Annotated in this window: 18 protein-coding genes; 12 read left to right on the top strand and 6 right to left on the bottom strand. The window is 52.3% G+C overall.

From position 1 onward, the window contains the following. Position 1: 1 nt before the first annotated feature. On the top strand, positions 2-916 hold the full coding sequence (locus Q0N43_RS09090) for a haloalkane dehalogenase (protein ID WP_295445600.1): 915 nt from the start codon (positions 2-4) through the stop codon (positions 914-916). Between the two features lie 340 nt (positions 917-1,256). Here the strand turns inward: Q0N43_RS09090 and Q0N43_RS09085 are convergent, their stop codons facing one another. From Q0N43_RS09085 to Q0N43_RS09070, 4 genes are all read right to left on the bottom strand, one after another. Beyond that, positions 1,257-2,366: a hypothetical protein gene (locus tag Q0N43_RS09085; protein ID WP_295445598.1), complete on the bottom strand. Its 1,110-nt coding sequence runs from the start codon at positions 2,364-2,366 to the stop codon at positions 1,257-1,259. 128 nt (positions 2,367-2,494) lie between these two features. Beyond that, positions 2,495-4,285 (bottom strand): arylsulfatase, encoded by a 1,791-nt coding sequence (locus tag Q0N43_RS09080; protein WP_295445596.1) that lies wholly within the window; start codon positions 4,283-4,285, stop codon positions 2,495-2,497. Beyond that, positions 4,282-5,289 (bottom strand): glutathione S-transferase family protein, encoded by a 1,008-nt coding sequence (locus Q0N43_RS09075; RefSeq protein ID WP_295445593.1) that lies wholly within the window; start codon positions 5,287-5,289, stop codon positions 4,282-4,284. The genes Q0N43_RS09080 and Q0N43_RS09075 overlap by 4 nt, the downstream gene beginning before the upstream one ends. Before the next feature lie 12 nt (positions 5,290-5,301). Beyond that, positions 5,302-6,390, bottom strand: coding sequence for an MBL fold metallo-hydrolase (locus Q0N43_RS09070; RefSeq protein ID WP_295445591.1), 1,089 nt, complete (start codon positions 6,388-6,390; stop codon positions 5,302-5,304). Between the two features lie 122 nt (positions 6,391-6,512). On the opposite strand from Q0N43_RS09070, the gene Q0N43_RS09065 reads away from it, so the two are divergent. From Q0N43_RS09065 to Q0N43_RS09055, 3 genes are all read left to right on the top strand, one after another. Further along, positions 6,513-6,902 (top strand): DUF4345 family protein, encoded by a 390-nt coding sequence (locus Q0N43_RS09065; protein ID WP_295445589.1) that lies wholly within the window; start codon positions 6,513-6,515, stop codon positions 6,900-6,902. 459 nt (positions 6,903-7,361) lie between these two features. Then, positions 7,362-8,306, top strand: a complete 945-nt coding sequence (locus Q0N43_RS09060) for a hypothetical protein (protein WP_295445587.1) — start codon at positions 7,362-7,364, stop codon at positions 8,304-8,306. Between the two features lie 940 nt (positions 8,307-9,246). Then, the gene (locus Q0N43_RS09055) at positions 9,247-9,762 is read left to right on the top strand and encodes a surface-adhesin E family protein (protein WP_295445585.1); all 516 of its coding nucleotides are present in this window, start codon (positions 9,247-9,249) and stop codon (positions 9,760-9,762) included. A gap of 420 nt (positions 9,763-10,182) precedes the next feature. Here Q0N43_RS09055 and Q0N43_RS09050 read toward each other — a convergent pair whose 3' ends face one another. Next, positions 10,183-10,524 (bottom strand): hypothetical protein, encoded by a 342-nt coding sequence (locus Q0N43_RS09050; RefSeq protein WP_295445583.1) that lies wholly within the window; start codon positions 10,522-10,524, stop codon positions 10,183-10,185. 754 nt (positions 10,525-11,278) lie between these two features. Beyond that, a complete protein-coding gene (locus Q0N43_RS09045; RefSeq protein WP_295445581.1) occupies positions 11,279-12,178 on the bottom strand; it encodes a hypothetical protein in 900 nt (299 codons plus the stop codon). Between the two features lie 305 nt (positions 12,179-12,483). On the opposite strand from Q0N43_RS09045, the gene Q0N43_RS09040 reads away from it, so the two are divergent. From Q0N43_RS09040 to Q0N43_RS09005, 8 genes are all read left to right on the top strand, one after another. Further along, positions 12,484-12,936, top strand: a complete 453-nt coding sequence (locus tag Q0N43_RS09040) for a hypothetical protein (protein ID WP_295445579.1) — start codon at positions 12,484-12,486, stop codon at positions 12,934-12,936. Between the two features lie 243 nt (positions 12,937-13,179). Continuing rightward, complete coding sequence (locus tag Q0N43_RS09035; RefSeq protein WP_295445577.1) at positions 13,180-14,274, top strand: ATP-dependent Clp protease proteolytic subunit; 1,095 nt, start codon at positions 13,180-13,182, stop codon at positions 14,272-14,274. Between the two features lie 200 nt (positions 14,275-14,474). Further along, positions 14,475-14,723, top strand: a complete 249-nt coding sequence (locus Q0N43_RS09030) for a hypothetical protein (RefSeq protein WP_295445575.1) — start codon at positions 14,475-14,477, stop codon at positions 14,721-14,723. A 96-nt stretch (positions 14,724-14,819) separates the two neighbouring features. Continuing rightward, positions 14,820-16,358: an IS21 family transposase gene (istA, locus tag Q0N43_RS09025; protein WP_295445573.1), complete on the top strand. Its 1,539-nt coding sequence runs from the start codon at positions 14,820-14,822 to the stop codon at positions 16,356-16,358. Beyond that, on the top strand, positions 16,348-17,127 hold the full coding sequence (gene istB / locus Q0N43_RS09020) for an IS21-like element helper ATPase IstB (protein ID WP_295445571.1): 780 nt from the start codon (positions 16,348-16,350) through the stop codon (positions 17,125-17,127). Before istA ends, istB begins: the two co-directional genes overlap by 11 nt. A gap of 106 nt (positions 17,128-17,233) precedes the next feature. After that, on the top strand, positions 17,234-17,452 hold the full coding sequence (locus Q0N43_RS11530; RefSeq protein WP_366845961.1) for a tetratricopeptide repeat protein: 219 nt from the start codon (positions 17,234-17,236) through the stop codon (positions 17,450-17,452). Between the two features lie 3 nt (positions 17,453-17,455). Further along, on the top strand, positions 17,456-18,100 hold the full coding sequence (locus Q0N43_RS09010) for a class I SAM-dependent methyltransferase (protein WP_366845960.1): 645 nt from the start codon (positions 17,456-17,458) through the stop codon (positions 18,098-18,100). 321 nt (positions 18,101-18,421) lie between these two features. Next, on the top strand, positions 18,422-18,706 hold a 285-nt coding region (locus Q0N43_RS09005; protein WP_295445565.1), incomplete at its 3' end, for a tetratricopeptide repeat protein.

Below are 18,706 nucleotides of genomic sequence, written 5' to 3'. Positions count from 1 at the left end.
CATGAAGGTCTTGCGAACCCCGGAAGCCGCTTTCGCCGACCTTTCGGACTATCCCTTCGCTGCACACTATCTTGAGGTTGATGCACAAAATACGCAACCCTTGCGGCTTCATTATGTCGATGAAGGCCCCCGCGACGCTGCGCCGATCCTGCTGCTTCATGGAGAGCCGACTTGGTCCTATCTCTACCGCAAATTTGTGCCCTCGCTCGCTGCCTCTGGCCATCGGGTGCTGGCCCCTGATTTGATCGGCTTTGGCAAGTCTGACAAGCCTGCCAGTGGTGACGATTATAGCTATGAACGCCATGTTGCGTGGATGAGCGACTGGCTGACGCAGCTTGATCTGCACAACATCACGCTGTTTTGTCAGGATTGGGGTGGGTTGATTGGGCTGCGACTGGTGGCGGCCTTTCCAGAACGTTTTGCGCGGCTGGTGATTTCAAACACCTATCTGCCCGTTGGCGACAACATTGGTCCAGGCTTCGATGCTTGGTGCGCATTCAGCCAGGCCACGCCCGAGTTTAAGAGCGGTCGGATTGTTAATGGTGGCTGTAATCGCGCACTGACCAGCGCCGAGATCGCCGCCTATGATGCGCCATTCCCAGATGAGAGTTTTAAGGCCGGCGCGCGCCAATTTCCTTTGCTCGTGCCTGTGACCCCTGACCATCTCTCGGTTGCGGAAAACGTCGCCGCTTGGGCACAGCTTGAACGTTTTGAAAAACCAGTGCTCACCTGCTTTGGCAGTCAGGATAAGGTGCTGGGTCATCTCGATGCGGAAATTCAACGCCGCATTCCCGGCGCGAAGGGGCAGCCACATTGCCGGATTGACGCCAGCCATTTCTGTCAGGAAGATCAGCCCGAACAGCTTGTCGAGCTGATCCAAAATTTCATCGCAGCGCAGGTGATGACCGGCGGGTAAACCTCGCACAGTGATGCGCTTTACCGTCATATGCCTAGGGTCAGGACCTATTAAATCCACCTTCGCGGCGTCAAAATGGCAAAGATATCGGAGCAAAATGTCCGCTGCGGGCAGTCATTCTGCCTGCAAGGGTATTTTGTTTCGAGATCAAAGCAATTTTGGCGTCCTTCGGATTTGACCCATTTTGTCCATGGCCACGTTGGCAAGCTTGGACTTAGAACCACTAAGTCCTGCGCTTGCCGCCTTGCACTGGACAAAATGGCCTCAAACCGCGAAGGTGGATTTAATAGGTCCTGACCCTAAGTCTCGAACATGCCAGGCTATTCTTCAGCGGCGCGGATCACGTAAATGCGATCCGCGTCACTTGGTCCATCGAGCACCAATAGAAATCTTGGTTCCAGCCGGGTGACGGAAACACCACGCCTTGCATGAGCCCACTTGTTTCGACTCGCGCAACCGTCGCTCCGCTGGAGATATCGAGCAGGACGACTGCTTCGCGGCTCTGATAATCATTGGTACAAATTAGGCCACTTTCAGGGAAATGCAGCATATGGCTGGCGCAGCCCAAACCATCTTGCCTCCACAGAGGTACGAGCGCGCGCTTCTCTTCCTCGAAGCGGAAGCCGCAGATGACGCGATTGGCGCTGTCATATGCGATGACGATCTGCCTTGCTTCGTCCCAGATCGGCGGGTTGGTGATGCTGCCACCCGGCAAACCGCTGACGTCGATGCACTGCCAGTCGTCAGCGTCTGCAAGTGCTACGCGGATGAGCCGATTGGGTGCCTGCGCAACGCCGCGCCCGACCATGCTTGTGCGATAACGATGCTGGCCATTGTCCATCAGCCATAGGTGACGGTCCCCGATCACCGCATCCCAGCCGTGGCTACGCTGGCTGTTGCCGATATAGGGGCAGACCCAGCTATCGTCACGCCGCAGGGCAGTGCCATCCCAATGATAGCGGGTCACTGTACGCACACCCACGACATAGACGGTATTGCCAACGGAGGTGAGCCGCGCCACCGATGGCTCGGCGCAATCAAGTGGCGGGCAGACCATGGTCAAATCGTCCGGATCAATCACGCAAAGTTGCGCTGTGGAGTGAAGGGAGAGATTCTTCGTTACAATCAACCCGGAATTGAGGATCACGAAACTGTTGTAGGGCTGATCGACCGGTAATCTGGCTGCTGCGCGGACAGTTAGATCTGCGCGGGTTAGGCGATGGATGTAGCGCCCATAGACGGTGTAAAGATCGCCATTACGGTGAATGGCCATCCCGCCCGGCCACATCGGGCCGCCGTTGAGGCGCGGGCTGCGTGCGAGAGGGCGCAGCGTCAACGGATCGATACGCTCGACCTGCGCGGTGGTAGGCAGTCCGATCTGTGCTCGCAGCGCCTGATGGGTAAGCAGAAAAATCTCCCCCGGATCGCCTAGCACGGTCATCGTCGTCATCAATCGGCGCCGCGAGGTCGCCGCGAGCCGCAGACTGGAAGGTTCTGCCAGGGCCAGGGGATCCGGCGTTGACTGTAACCGGCGAGGACCGCCGTCCTCGCAGGGCCAGGGACTGGGCCAATAGCCCTTCACCGTGTAGCGCGCCGTCTGCGCCACCAGATTGCGGCGGCTGTTGCCATAACCAATAGCGCGCCCACTGGCCACAACGCGATAAGTCGTGGGATCAGCAATGTGCGCAGGGCGTTGGCGAAAATCTGTTTGGGCGCGGTGTACCCGTCTGGCATCGGCAGCACGTTATTTGCCTTGGCAAACGCGGCATAATCCTCTTGCATGGCAACAAAACGTTTCGGGTCGGAACCTGACAGATCGTTGGTTTCGCCGGGGTCGGTGGTGATGTTGTACAGCCGCCAGCGGCCATCTCCATAAGGCGGCAGGTTCTTGACGAGCTTGTAATCGCCTTTGAACAACACCGCATTGCCGGACAATTCATACCCCAAAGGCTTGTCTGCCGCATGGACGGACACTGCAGACCCGGTGAGCAAAGGCGTTAGGTCCATCCCAGTCATTGGCTCGACGCGGCGTCCGGAGAAGCTGCCTTGCTGCGGCGTGACCCCGACGAGGTTCAGCAACGTCAGCGGCATATCGGTGACATGGGCAAAACCTGTTGCAACGCTGCCACCCTTGATCGCGGGGTTGCCCGGCCAGGCTATAATCATCGGAACACGCAAGCCACCTTCGTTCGCTGTAAACTTATATCCACGCAGCGGGGAGACCGATGCGCTCGCAAACCCTGCACCTTGCGCGGTCAGCGAACCCGGGCGTCCCTGTTGGCCGATACTTTGATCATAGAGTTGATTGGCGTTCCAGCGCGCGAATGCGCCCATGTTCATGGGATCAGTGGCTTCCGCGCCATTGTCAGACAGAAATACAAAGATGGTGTTTTCATATGCGCCGATGGCCTTTAGGTGCGCAATTAATCGGCCGATTTCGCGGTCCATCGCTGTGCCCATGCCCGCATAAGCGGCCATTGCACCTGCACGTTGCTGGCGCTGCTGTGCCGACAATTTCGACCAGTCACCGCTGCTGTCCATGGTTACCATTGCAACACCTGCGGGCATTACGCCTTTGGCGACCGCAGCGGCGCGGCGTTGGGTGCGCAGTGCACTCCAGCCATCTGTGTAGCGCCCGGCATAAGCCGCAATATCAGCATCGCGTGCCTGCACCGGAATATGGTTAGCGATGAAATTGACGGATGCCAAAAAAGGCTTTCCGCTTGCCCTGTCGCTGTCGATATAGCGGATCATCCTGTCGATAATCAGGGTTGAGGAGTAAAAGCGCTTCGGCAGTTTTGCGGGCTTTCCATCCTCACTCCATTCGGTCTTGTCGTAAATCAGCAGATTGGGTTTATCTTCAAAATTGTCCGCGCCCGATTGCGCTAGCGCCAGCGCCCGATCATAGCCGCGCGCCGTCGGCACGGTATCGGGCGTGTGCCCCAGATGCCATTTCCCCGTCAGATAGGTGCGATAGCCACCCGCGCGTAGCTGGTCAGCAATGGTTACCACGCGGTTGTTGAGTTGCGCTTCATAGCCAGGTTTGCCCAGATGTTCCGGTGGAATTGTCTCGGGCATATTGCCCAGACCAGCGCGGTGGTTGATCACGCCCGTTTGCAGCATCGCGCGCGTTGGTGAGCAGGATCCAGCCACATGGAAGTTTGAAAAACGCACACCCTTGGCGGCAAGCGCGTCGATATTGGGTGTCGCAATTTCGCCGCCGAATGCCCCGACATCGCTAAAGCCCCAATCATCGGCAAGGAGGATGACAATATTGGGGCGCTTCTTTGGTGCCGCTTGCGCGCCCGGCGTTGCCGGGCCGAGCAACGCCAACGCTATCCATAAAGTTGCCAGTCCCTTCAGGGTCATTGGCTCAGCAAAGCATCAAGGCAGCCCGCCTCTGCCAGCAGCGGATCGACCTTCGCCCGCGCGGCATTATCCAAAGTGGCATAGCGCGCGCGCAAATCGGCGAGGCACTTTACCTGATATTTGAACACGCCTTGCGTGTAGGGCAGGCCCATGGCCGTGATGCTGAATGTTTCATCTCCCGCTTCTATCCCGGCGGCGTTGGCAAGGAGGAAGGGCATATAGATTTTGCCCACCTGTTTCAGCCACGCGGTGATAATCGGCGCAAAGGGCGCATCGGCACCTGCGATCTCGGTATCCCATTCCCCGGTGATTCCCGACATGTCGTCAATATGGAGCAGCCATCGGAAACTATAGGGAAAATCTTTGCGCATCATCGCCTGTGCAGTTGGATCAACGCCAAGCTGGGACAATTGCCCATACATCCCGAATTCCGCTATGCTGGGCCGTGTGCCGAATAGGCAGTGTTTATCCACTACATGCGCCTCCAGCGCACTTAGGATCGCGCGGGTCGAGGCCTCAATCAGCGGGAAGTTTTCAGCCGTGCAGCCGACAATCGCCATGCGGCCGACCTGACGCGCGCGGAAATGTTCGGCAAAGCCTTGGCTGATCGCCAGCCCGCCGCCCTTCATCGCGTCAAAAGCGAGCCAGCGGCTCATTTGGATCTGGTCCACTTCCTCCAGCCAGCGATAGCCAAACATTGCCTTTGTCACCCACTCGTCCGCGAAATCCTCAATCAGATGCGCGATGAATGCGTGTGCCGGATCGGACGGGATAACTGAGCGTTCGGTGTGCCGCGCCTCCAGATCATAGATGAGCGGGGTTGAATCATTGTGAAATGTCCCGTCGGGATATTCCAGCACGGGAATGACAGGTGCCTTGACCTTGCTGAGTGCATCCCGCGATTCTGCGCCGTGCACCCACATATGCGGAATGCGCCGATACCGCATGAGCGCGCGCATCTTCATTGAATAGGGTGAGCCCAGCGCTCCGTTAATTGCGTACATTCGGGGGGCGCCTTACATTAAATTGTCTTGGGTAATCCCGCTTTTGCCTGCTGGTAATGTGAAGATCATGCCGTCTTCGCCCACCACAATCGGCCCACCATAAAGCTTGGCTGCGTCGCCCAGAAAAGCGGGGTAGAAGAATTTGGACGGGATTGCAGGGACAATATGGCTGAGCACCAGTTGCTTGACGCCCGCTTCCTTTGCGGACTTGGCGGCTTCTTCGGGGCTGGCATGATAATTGAGGATATCGTGGGTGATCTGCGCCAGATTCTTGAGGCCCTTTTTCTCCAGTCCTGCGGTTATCATCTTGACCAGCTTTGGCTGCAACGCTTCATGCACCAACAGGTCTGCGTCCTTTGACGCGGCGATGAGCGATGCGGATTTTTTGGTATCGCCGCTGATCACGATAGAACGGCCCTTATAGTCGAAGCGGTAGCCAACCGACGGTTCAACCGGGCCATGATCGACGCGGAACGCGGTGATTCTAAGTCCGTCTTTGTCCAGCACGACCACATTGTTGCTGTTGCCCGCTTGGGGAACGGTGAAGGGCATGGCTATGCCACCTGCGCCGCCTGGCGGGGCGATAGCGACACCATGGTGGCCAGTGCGATAGCCATTATCCATGGTGTAAGCGGCGTTGAAGCCAGCGACCACAGCTTCTACGCCCTTTGGCCCATGCACGGGCAGCGGGCTTATGTTCGTGCCACTTACCCATCGGGTCATCATCAATGGACCCATGCCGTCAATATGGTCCGAATGGAAATGGGTGAGCAAAACGCCCGCGATCTTTCCTGTAGGGATGCCTATCATGTTGATGTTGCGCCCGCCGCCCTCGCCAATATCAACGACGAAGATTTGCTTGCCCGCGATCACAACATTACATGGACCGGCACGGCTGGGGCTGGGGAGGGGCGAGCCAGTTCCGCACAGCGCGATGTGGAGGCCATCGGGTAAGGCTGCGGTCGTATCGCGGCCAACGCGTTCGCCCACGGCGCGCTCGAACAGAGCAGTGGCTATAGCCGCTTGCTGCGTTTTGACAGTGATGCCCGCTATCAATGCCAGCGCGGCAACCCCCAACACTATCTTGGTGCGCGTGCGCATAAATATCCTCCCCTATTTGTCTTGTCATCCTGTTTGACGCAATCTAATGACATTATCAATGCCATATTGCCAGGCGAAGGACGACATCTGTGCACCTTTGCCCATTTTTGAGGACGGAAAACATGAAAAGAATAATGCAGTTTGTCATTGGCCTCGTTGGTCTTTTGAATATCGTTATTGGTTTGAGTTTCCTGTTCAATCCGACGAAAATGGCAGCTGAATTTGCGCTTTCTCCGCTAGGGACGCAGGGAATGGCGACGATGCGCGCCGACTTCCCCGCCTTCTTTCTGACAGGGGCTATCTTTTCGCTGATCGGTGCGTGGCGCGCAGAGCGGGCCCCCCTAATGGTGCCACTGACGCTTCTCACATTTGCGCTTCTCGGGCGTTTCGTCAGCATCGCGCTCGATGGGACTGCACCGACGACAGTCCCGCCGATTATAGCTGAAGCAGTCATGATCGCGCTGCTTGGTGTAGCATATAATGCCTTTGGAAAGCCGACGCAGCGCAGCTAGGTCGCCGCATATGGCTTTTTTGTGGAGGGGGCGGGGGTGCGCCGGAGATGCGACGCCGATCACATAGGCGATAGGATTAAGAAGCGATGTCAATATCCGCTTTGCGCTCAACGTCGGGCATTCCCGCGCTTGCGGATCGCACAATAGCAGACACAATTTTACAAAAAGACCCAACCACCGAAAGTGGTTGGAAACTTGCCTGTCTGCTTGTGGACGCAAAGCGGACAGGGTGATGTGGCCGATGAACTAATTCTTGAAGGCGGCGTCCAGACACCTTCGAAGATCGACCCCTTTGTCCGTCTTTAGAGCGCTTCCAACTTTGTTCCTTGAGCCGCCAAAAGACGCACAAGACGAATAAAGGGCGGCGGCAAGGCCCTTGGGCGAACCCATTCGGCCTGAGGCTTGCCTATCCCGCCCGTGGCGGTTGCTGAGCCACCCGTTCGGTTGGGGGGATTTTGTATGCGTATCGGCGTGTTTTTTCTGGCGATACTGCTATGGTCAGTTGCCGTACCAGTCCAAGCGCAGGAGACCACCCCCTCCAATAGTCAGACCCAGACCGTCTGCAAGGTCGGTGTCTACCTGGCGGATCTCTACGATATCGACACCCGTGCCCGCCGGTTTGGGGCCGACATCTGGGCTTGGAGCGTCTGCAACAACGGAAAGAACGCGCTCAAGGCCGCCGACTGGATCAATGCCCAAGATCAGGTCCAGTCCTTGGAATTTAATTCTGCGACAGACTTCGGCCTCTGGTCAAACCAGAAGATCACAGGCCACTATCGCCAGCCCTTCGACATCCGAAACTATCCGTTCGACCGCCACACCTTGCGCATAGTCGTAGAAGATTCCATCGACGAAGCCAGCACGCTCAAATATGTCGCCGATGACCGGGGTTCGAGAGTGTCGCCCAATTTGCAGGTCGAAGGCTGGGACATTAAGCGCTTTGTCGTCCAGACGCGCGAGGAGGCCTTTGGCACCGCGTTCGGAGACCCGGCTCGGCCCGATGCCCAGCAAACGCTTTATCCACACCTAGAGATCGTTATCGACATCGAACGATCGGACGTCTGGACTTTCTTAAAGCTGGTCGGACCCGTCTACATCGCTTCGATACTTACACTCCTGAGCTTTCTGATGGACGACAAAGATAACGAGTACCTCACCCCGCGGCTGGGCGTTTTGGGCGGCGTCCTGTTCGCCATTGTGCTTAACATGCGCTCGGTTCAGGAGATGTTGGGCGAAACCAATGGGCTCAGCCTGATGGATAAAACCCACCTCTTGAGCCTGGCCCTGGCGGTCCCGGCTACCGCAGCCGCCACGGCCTGGACCTTCCTGATTCGGAACGGTTGGGACGCGGCACGGGTGCTCAAGTCGGATAGGCGGTTCTTCTTCGTAGGCACCGGCCTCTAAATTGCCATCAATGCGGCGCTGATCAGCGAGGCGATACAAACGGGCTAATAAGCCGCTATCGGGTCGTTACCGGCACGTCCGCTTTGGGTGAAGGTTGCCGATAGCGTGCCTTACCTTCACGGCATCTTTCCGTAATCTTGTCTAGCCATACTAAAGCAGCCTTATTGCTTGCTACAGGCTTATTTTTCTGTTGCGATTAATGTCGTTAAGTTGCCAAATCATTGAAAAAATGGCGCACCCAAGAGGATTCGAACCTCTGGCCTCTGCCTTCGGAGGGCGCTTAATGATTAAAATAATCGTTATAAATCAGTAACTTATGATGCATTTATGGGTCGTGTGCACGTTTTGTGCATTTTTTAGCTGTGCAAAATTCTCAATATTCTACTTGTTTTACAGATAGTTAAGGTGATTTTTGGTGGTCGCTTTAGTTGTCTTGTGTCATTCGAATATGCCGGATCGGATAACGGCAGAAGTCTGAGCGTATCTTTGGTGTGACTAATTCGCAGCTTGTACACTGTCGTCCCAGTGCTATTGTTCAATGCGATTTTAGCGACTATATTTTGGTGTAAATTCAGTGAGTAAAGCTCGATGGGTACAGGCGTTGGACTGGCTTGTGATAAATGCGGCTTTGAAATGGCGCTATCTGAAGGCGTTGGGATGTGCGGGTTTGATAGTGATGAAGATGCTGTCAGAGCATATTGTGGTAGTGCGGAGGCAAGAAAATTCAGAGCTTTGCTATTAGGTAAAAGTGGTGAGTTGAGCGATCTTGGCTACAAGATCTACGAGTGTGAAAAGTGCGGTGTGTGGCAGCAGAAATCGGCGGTCAGTGTAGTATTTGAAGATGGATCATCGTATGTTCGGCAGCACAGGTGCGTAAGTTGTCGAAGCAAAGTAAGCCTTCAAATAGATATAGAGGATCGTAGTTCGCATTTGAATTCTGATGGTCTTTATCAGTCAAAATGTAGAAAATGTGGCTTTGTGGGATTTCGGGCAGTCTGGGAATCTTTGTGGGATTGATGCGCTCTATGCGTGGGGGGGGTATATGGGAAATCGTTGTTTCGGCATTTGTGCTTTTTTCGTGGTTTTACAGGGATGCTCTGGCTCTGTTGTTGAAGACATTCAATCGGATTGGGTTCTGGTTGGGGGTTCTTCAAATGTAGAGGGGATGGGAGAGGTGAAAATGTTCATCGACAAACACTCCCTCGAAAAAAATGGCGATGTATATTCCTATAAAGATAAGGTTATTATGAGTAACGATGCGGATGGGGTGAAGGAGATCATTAGCTCTATCGAAACGGACTGTAAGCAAAATACCAGCAGGGTTAAGAGGGCTGATATTTATCACAGTAATGGTAAGGTTGACTATGATACTGAGTATGGAGCTTGGGAACCTGTAAAGAATGACACTTTGTCTAATGGGTACGCTGCCTATAAATTTGTTTGTTTGGATAATTAGAATTTAGCATTCGCTGCTGTGAGTAATTGCTCATCCGTCACATCGCAGTAAAGCGCAGTCGTTGTGATGTTTGCGTGTCCGAGCAGAATCGCACAGCTGCCGTGATCAGCGATTGAAGATGCGGTTACCAAGATTGGTATGACCTTAACCCCGACGGACAGAAACGAGGCAGTGAGCGAATTCGGGGTTTCTGCCGCCGCCCTTCGGAGGGCATACAACGATTAAAATAATCGTTGTAAATCAATAACTTATGGTATGTTTCTGGGTCGTGTGCACGATTTGTGCATTTTTTAGCTGTGTAAAATTCGTCATATTCTACTGGTTTTACAGATAGTTAAGATGATTTTTGGGCTAGTTTCTGGATAGAGATGGGACCGATGTTTCACTTTGGAAGGTGGATTGATGGGTAGCTTAAGTAGCTTAAAAAGCAGTCATTCGGTCAATTTGCTCTTCTGCAGCTTGGGTCTCAAGCGCATTCAGATATCTCTCAGGATCGCAGCTCCTCATCATCTCACTGCGCTCGCTAATATCGTTGCTGGCTGCCCGTGTGATGATAGCTTTGGTTGGCTCCTTTCCAAGCGCCGTGGCCACTCTCAATTCTGCGATGCCGAGGTCTTTATCGATAAGCGCCATCTTCCAGCTATGAATGGCATCGTCACACTTTGACTGGTCATCCTTAGTGACGCTGACGGCGCTGATAATGCCTACAAAGATGGCGGCAACAGCAGTAGCGCCAAAGAATATTTTAGGTCCCCGCTCCATAGTTTGTTCCTCGAAAATGAGCTTTTAAGCTGCCTTACGGGCATATTATCGCTAAGCCAAATTACCAAAATAAAATTTAGAAACTGAGAGGCAAGAGGGATAAGCTCGTCGTAATGGCAATACTCCGATATGCCGGAAACCTATGACCCACCTGATGGTGAAGTCAGGTGCTCCTAACCTACTTCCAGAGTATAGCCCCAGTTTGTGTTTTGTAATGCTCCGAAGGTAGGCAGCATTCTTTTTTCAATTCTGGTGGAGCAATGCAAACCACTGGTTGGTCAGACGATTGCGATGCCTTAGTTTTTTCTGAACAAGTCAAAGCGTTTACGCCGCTGTTGAGAGCCCTCTGAAAATTCAGCTTCGAAACGTCTGGTATCTCCCCGTCCTTTACCAAGAAGTCACACTTCTGTTCCGAACGCAGCGGTGCCCCATACGAATTTTCTGCATCATACGATATTGTGAGGTGCAAATATTGATACTTTGACGTTTTGGCATCACCTCCAAGCGGAGCAGCGGGGGAATAGTAAACGCTTTGGTCAGCTATGCTAAACGTTGACGGAGCTTTGAGATCCCTTTTTATGCTATTTGAACAAGCTTCTACGGCTACGTCTTCGGGACTTTGACATCCGGACAATGCCAATGAGGCGATCAGAATAAAATTCAGGTAGCCAATCTTCTTCATAACTTACTCCCCTGAGTGGTCCTCAGTGTCTACGAGCAGCAGAAAATGTCAATCACAACCACTGGGTCTTTCTCAGCGCCAGATTGCAAATATAACTGAAATAATTAATGCAAATATGAAGATAGATTTTAATACTAAATAAATCTTAGAAATAGATTCATTTAATGAATCTAAGTTTTGTTTTAATTTTATAATATTTTTGCTTAACTCTATAATTTTATCTTTCTCATAATTTAATCCAGAATTAGTTAAAATTTTATCATACGAGTAATTTATGTTTATCTCATCAATAATTCCGTGGCTTACATAATCAGATAGTCCAATTTTTTGTTCTTTCTGCAGAAATAATCTCGTATATAAGTGCGCCTTATTTCCATATGCATAATGCGGGTAAAATTCTCCATCAACATAAGCGTTCCATAATCTAAATCTTATGCTTATTTCTGAAACACCAGTCCTTAATATTTCTGATGATATTTGATCAAAGATATCTCTTCCGACATATATTCTAAAAAAACCATCGCTCCATAGACCTCCCGTTATTCTACAAACGCCACATTTATGCGGATCTCCAAATTTTTCACTGATTTCAATCGGACTCAATTGGTCAAATTCATCTCTATAATCACCAAGGGCAGACTTAAAGTGTTGTAATCCTTTCTGAAACTCAGTTTCTATTGCCTCGTCATCAATAGGAAAAATGACGTATTCGCCCATTTCTAGCAATCTATTCGGATAGTCCTCTCCGCCAATAAATCCGAAGTCGGGAAACTTCGCCATTCCAACAATTTGCGAAACTTGATCATTATCCCAGCCCCACTTATTTGGACCCTTAGTATTTAAACGTAGGTCTAGGATCGTGATGTTCGTAGATTGAAAAGACCACGGATCAATCGAGTAGGCACGTCCGTTTGCATTAATCGACCAAGGACTGGTCCGCTCGTATTGCTTAGATTTAGGAAATTCGGTCATTTTTCACCTATTGGGCAGAAATACCATTAAATGCGTTACTCAACTCGTTTTCAATTATAAAACAGGCAGGCAATTTTTTTCAGCAAATCATTCCGCCATTCCACAGCAAGCGTCTTCGCTGTCCTGCATTTTCCGCCTTGTCTTACCCTTCTCTGGCGAAAAAAAGAATGATACACGATGACCGACATCCATCAAGGTGATCATTGGTTGCGCCGACTGTCTCTTCTGCTTTTTAGCGTTAACGATGTTAAAGCGGATACAAGTGCGTTATTCGCCTGAATTTCGGCGTGAACCGGGAGTCATTTATGCCGCTGCACGACAAAGGTGATATCGTCAAAGCTATCGGATTTATGACTATCTACTATGGGTATCTGGAGGAAAGTCTGGATAACCTTTTTGAAATCGTGGCGGAGCATCACCCGGAGCTCAACGACAAGAAACACCTTCGCTTTTCTGACAAAGCAAAGCACCTTAGGAAGCAGCTTGTACAGGCATTTACCCCCGATTGCCCCTCGACTTATGAGAAGCACCGTGTCCGTAAACTTCTTCTCCGCTGTCAAGATTTGGCAAAAGATCGAAACGAGATAATTCACTCAGCCATTTACGGAGGAGCCGCCGATGTTGCTATCCTCAACAGTAAGAAAACCGGAGAACGAGCCATTTCATCTGTTGAAGTCAGCGACCTAGCAAACGCTATTTTCGATTGCAGTAGTGACGTGCAAAGTCTTGAATTTGTAGTGAGAAGGATGATGCAGTGAAGATCCTAGACATTGCTGCTAGAAAAATGACAACAGCAGAGATTTTTAAAGCACAAGAGCTGGCTCGTGATTGGGAACAGTTAAATTACAAGGGTGACTGAAATAAGCTTGTCGATGATCAACAGTTACCGCCAAGCGCCAATGTGCATCGCCGGATATGTCCGAGGACACTGGCGAGGAAGCCTGTCACTTCCCATATCATTCTGGGTAAACGGCTTGCTAACTGCGCTCGTCGTTGCCGTAATGACCGTCTATGTAACGGACGAGCTTGATTACAGCGACCTGTCTGAGAATTCGTGGATGTTTGCCACACTGACACTATACTGTGTGTCGATAATCATCTTCGTTTGGAGCATCTTAGGCATCTGGCGGTCTGCAACAAGCTACCAGAAGAAAGGTGGTGCGTTGAAGTGGTCGCTTACGGCAAGACTCTTGGTGCTGCTTAGTGCATTGGGCTTTGCTTCCGAAGTTAGCCGAGCAACACTTCCCGTCTTTCAAACCTTGATAGTACGAGCAGGAATTGAAACTCTTGGGCCGCCAGCTACGCTAAAGGTCACTGGTCGTACATTACATATCGACGGGACTATAACGCATAAGGTCACCGAACGGTTTCAAGCCCTGATTGATCAACATCCTGATATTGATCAAGTATCGATATCATCGTTTGGTGGTCGAACTAACGCTGGGGTTGCGATAGCTTCAATTATTTCCAAACGAAAACTTAACACTGTGGCTGCCGGAGAATGTTCCTCAGCGTGTACGTTTATCTTCCTCTCGGGCAAAATTAGGATGTTTGATATCAATGCGGCATTGGGTTTTCACAGCCCAAAGATTCTAGGGCTTAGTGACCTTGAGTCGCAGTCCGAATCTCCTGAAGTGACAGAGGCGTATGAGGCTGCTGGATTATCAGATGCTTTCATCAGTCAGGCGTTGGCAACTCCCTCCGCCTCAATGTGGTATCCCAGCGATGATATCCTGATCAGGCAAGGAGCCGTACATTTATTCACGCAAGCTCGCATTAAATATGAACACGAGCAGCAAGTGGAATATTTTCGGACTGAGGGTCCTTTGAAAATAGACGATCGGACAAAGGTCATTAGCGCAAAGATCGACAATACCGCTCTTACATACACATACGTCATTGCCGCTCGAGCTGACGAAGTTGATTGGGATGGTATGGTCGTGATGGCGAAATATGATGCCAATGCAGCGATATGTCGCAATGCTGTGACCCACCTGATGGTGAAATCAGGCGCTAGCTATTCATATTTGTATGTTGATAAAAATGGTGAAAAGGTAGGCTCGGTAGTGATCGATAAATGCTACAATGCCATATGATGCGAGAGAAAACCTCAGCTATAGTCTAGTTGTGGTTAGAGCCACGCAGTGAGAAGATAGGGTCGTGAGATCTTTCTAGATTAATCTCGCAGACAGAACATTTGGAACTACCAGCTTGATTTTGGGGCGGTGAGGGTGCTGAGTGCGGATCTATGGGGAACGCTTAGAGCATAAGCGGGCTAGAATAAGGGCAGACAGTTATGGCTAGGTTGTGGGACTACGCTAAAGGCTTAAATAAGTGGATGATTGCCTTTTTTATTATGGCAATCGCCTTTGAATTCACCCGAGAAATTCTAGTTATTGAAGCCGGTTCGACGCCAACTCCGAATACCAGTGGTACCGTCTCCATATATGATGCCGGTGATTATGTTTCGGCTAACGGTGAGTGGACCAGAATTAATCTCGGTGAGCCAATGGAGCGGATGCCTACAACTGTTGATTGTCGTTGAGAAGTGACCCGTTAGGGGCATAAGTTTTCACTGAGATTTGACCCATGTTTGAACCACACCCTGACCGACCGGTTGGGGGGATGAGGAGTGATCAACATGGATTTATTGAGTGTGATACGTCGCTGGCGTTTTCGGCAAGGGATGCCGATCCGTGAGATTGTACGGCGGACAGGATTGTCGCGGAACACGATCCGCAAGTATTTACGTGCAGACACGTTAGAACCGGTATTCAGGGCCTCTGTTCGGCCGAGCAAGCTTGATCCGTTTGCAGAGAAGCTGTCGGGGTGGCTGCGGATTGAGGTTGGCAAGTCGCGAAAGCAGAAGCGCACAGCCAAGCAGATGCACGCTGATCTTGTGGTATTGGGCTATGACGGTTCCTACGAGCGGGTTGCAGCCTTTGTGCGCGCTTGGAAGGCTGAACGCCAACGCGAGCAGCAGACCAGCGGACGCGGCACTTTTGTGCCCTTGGTGTTTGCGGCGGGTGAAGCCTTCCAGTTCGACTGGAGCGAAGACTGGGCCATTATAGGTGGCAGGCAGACCAAGTTGCAGGTAGCGCATACCAAGCTATCATACAGCCGAGCGTTCATTGTTCGGGCATATCCACTTCAGACCCACGAGATGCTGTTCGACGCGCTTGCTGAGGCGTTCAGGGTGCTGGGCGGTGTTCCCCAGCGGGGTATTTTTGATAATATGAGGACGGCGGTCGATCGCATTGGCCGGGGCAAAGTCAGACAGGTCAATGCGCGCTTTGCCGCTATGGCGAGCCATTACCTGTTCGAAGCAGACTTCTGTAACCCGGCCTCGGGGTGGGAGAAAGGACAGGTCGAGAAGAACGTGCAGGATGCGCGGCGGCGGCTGTGGCAGCCCCTTAGTGCCTCTGGGCCCAGCTTCCCCGATATCGATGCCCTGAACGCTTGGCTGGAGGAACATTGCATTGCGCAATGGGGGCATATCAAGCACGGTAGCCTGCCTGGTACCGTGGCTGATGTGCATGCCGAGGAAGTCGCCAGCTTGATGCCGCAGGGCCGTATCTTCGACGGCTTTGTCGAACACAGCAAGCGGGTATCCCCGACCTGCCTCGTGAACTTTGACCGTAACCGTTATAGCGTGCCGGCATCGTTTGCGAACCAGCGGGTGAGCCTGCGGATATACCCGAACCGGGTCGTTGTTGTTGCCGAAGGGCAGATCGTGTGCGAGCATGTTCGGATTATTGAGCGCTCGCACCATATGCCCGGCCAAACGGTGTATGACTGGCGCCACTATCTGGCAGTAATCCAACGCAAGCCCGGTGCCTTGCGTAACGGGGCACCCTTCACCGAACTGCCGCAAGCGTTCCGGCAGTTGCAAGGGCTGATCCTCAAGCGGCCTGGCGGCGACAGGGAGATGGCCGAGATACTGGCGCTTGTGCTGCATCATGATGAGCAGGCAGTGCTATGCGCGGTCGAGCTTGCCCTTGATGCTGGGGTGGCGACCAAGACCCATGTTCTCAATATCCTGCATCGTTTGACCGATGGCAAAGCTATCCCGCCAACCCCTATAGATGCACCACAGGCTTTGCGCCTTGCGCGCGAGCCTCTAGCCAATGTCGGGCGCTACGATGCCCTCCGGAACAAGGAGGCGCGTCATGCGTCATGATCCCGCCAGCGCCGCGATCGTGGTCATGCTACGCGGCCTCAAGATGTACGGCATGGCTGGCGCCGTCAGCGACCTGATCGAACAGGGTGCCCCTGCGTTCGAAGCGGCTGTGCCGATCCTCTCGCAGCTGCTCAAGGCGGAGATGACCGAACGTGAGGTCAGATCCATCGCTTACCACATTAAGGCAGCCCGGTTCCCGGCCTACAAGGATCTGGCCGGGTTCGACTTTGCAGCCAGCGAGGTGAATGAAGCCCTCATCCGTCAACTCCATCGTGGAGATTTTATAGACGGTGCCGACAATATCGTACTGATCGGCGGTCCCGGGACAGGTAAAAGCCACATGGCTACAGCGCTTGGCGTGCAGGCTGTTGAGCATCACCGCAAAAAGGTCCGCTTCTTCTCCACGGTTGATCTGGTCAATGCGCTGGAACAGGAAAAGGCTATGAATAAAGCTGGCCAGGTTGCCGAGCGCCTGCTGCGCCTTGATCTCGTCATTCTCGACGAGTTAGGCTATCTGCCGTTCAGTCCATCAGGCGGCGCGCTGCTGTTCCATCTGCTCTCCAAGCTTTATGAGCAGACCAGCGTCATCATCACCACCAATCTATCGTTCAGCGAATGGGGCGGTGTGTTCGGTGATGCCAAGATGACGACCGCTTTGCTCGATCGACTTACGCACCACTGCCACATCCTTGAGACCGGGAATGACAGCTTCCGCTTCCGCGCCAGTGCCGCAGCGCCCAAAAACAGAAAGGAAAAACCAACCTCTTGACCCAAAACCCGCAACGCGGGATATACCAACCACCCGGGTCACTTCTCAGTGAAAATAACGGGTCACTTCTCAACGACAATCAACACTCAAGCGTCTCGACGATGCGCTGGCGAGCTACGACAAGGCAATCGTCCTTAAACCTGATTATGCCGATGCGTTCTACAACCGTGGCAATGCGCTGCAGGATCTCAAGCGTCTCGACGATGCGCTGGCGAGCTATGACAAGGCAATCGCCCTTAAACCTGATTATGCTGAGGCGTTCATCAACCAATTGGAAGCGCTTGCGCGCCCCTATGCGGCCGAAATAAAGTACTTGGACGCGTGATCGATGGATAGGGGTTGGCTGGAATCTTTTCTTGGTTGTCCAGACTTTCAAGGCATGGGGCATGGACAGTCTCTTTCAGATCTGAACCTTGGTCTGGGATGGGTCTACTACGGGCTCTGCCGAGCTCTGCGACCACAACGAATTGTTTGTATTGGATCATATAGGGGGTTCGTGCCAATCCTGTTTGCTCGTGCGCTCAAGGACAACTCGGATGATGGACATGTTTTGTTTATTGATCCGTCCTTTGTTGATGATTTCTGGAAGGATCAGGCGGAAGTTTGGTCGCATTTTGACAAATTCGATGCCGGGGAAATTGAACATCATTGCCTGACAACTCAAAAATTTGTTGCCTCTCAGCACTTTGCAAACCTTGGATCTATTGATTTTTTATTCATCGATGGTTTTCACAGTGCAGAGCAGGTGCGATTTGACCATGAGGCATTTATTCCAAAGTTATCGCCTAGGCATCTTGTTTTTTTCCATGACAGCCTGAGTAACAATCTTTCAACACTCTATGGCGAAGATAAACAGTATAATTTTTCCGTGTTTGAGTATGTTGATGAGCTCAAGGCGTCCGGTCGGTACCAGGTTCTGGATGTCAATGTTGAACATGGATTGTCTATCGTCAGGTCGGTAGATGATACGTGAAATTGGACAAATTTTCGACTTGACGCGTCTCGGGGTTTTCGGAGGCTGTGTGGTTTGTGTCACGCGATCATATCGAGTTCCTGTTTGGCAGCATATTAGTTGGCCTGCGCCAGGCGCTGGGACTGGCAACCGTGTTCAGTATCGCGATGATCCGTTCGCCGAAGTAATATACGGACGTGACGAGTGCCCTCCGGTTCCGCTTCGCTCTACCTACGGCCAGCCATGGCCACTCTAGACAATTTTACGCTAACATTCAAAGCAAACCACTCAGTAGGGGCCGGTCAAACCTTACGTGTATGATGACATCTTGGAGACACCCCAGTGGTCAAACTATCCATTGAACAGGCTTTATTCCGAGCAGATGCGCTCGTGCGCAAGGGGGAGTTCACCAGTGCGCGCCCACTTTATGAGTTGGTGCTGTCCAGATTTCCAAATAATCCCCGTGCGAGGCAGGGCCTGGCCAAAATCGCTTCACAAACTTCCGTCAGAGAGGCGCTTAAAGTGCCACCTAAAGATAAGCTCGACCTTTTGGTCACGGCCTACGATGAGGGGTTCTTCGATGAACTGGTTCAGCAGGCTGAAAATCTGTTGGCGGACTATCCGTCC

The organism is Sphingorhabdus sp. EL138 (genome assembly GCF_945882965.1).
Classification (GTDB): Bacteria; Pseudomonadota; Alphaproteobacteria; order Sphingomonadales; family Sphingomonadaceae; genus Sphingorhabdus_B.
This window is presented reverse-complemented; position numbering and strand designations above follow the sequence as displayed.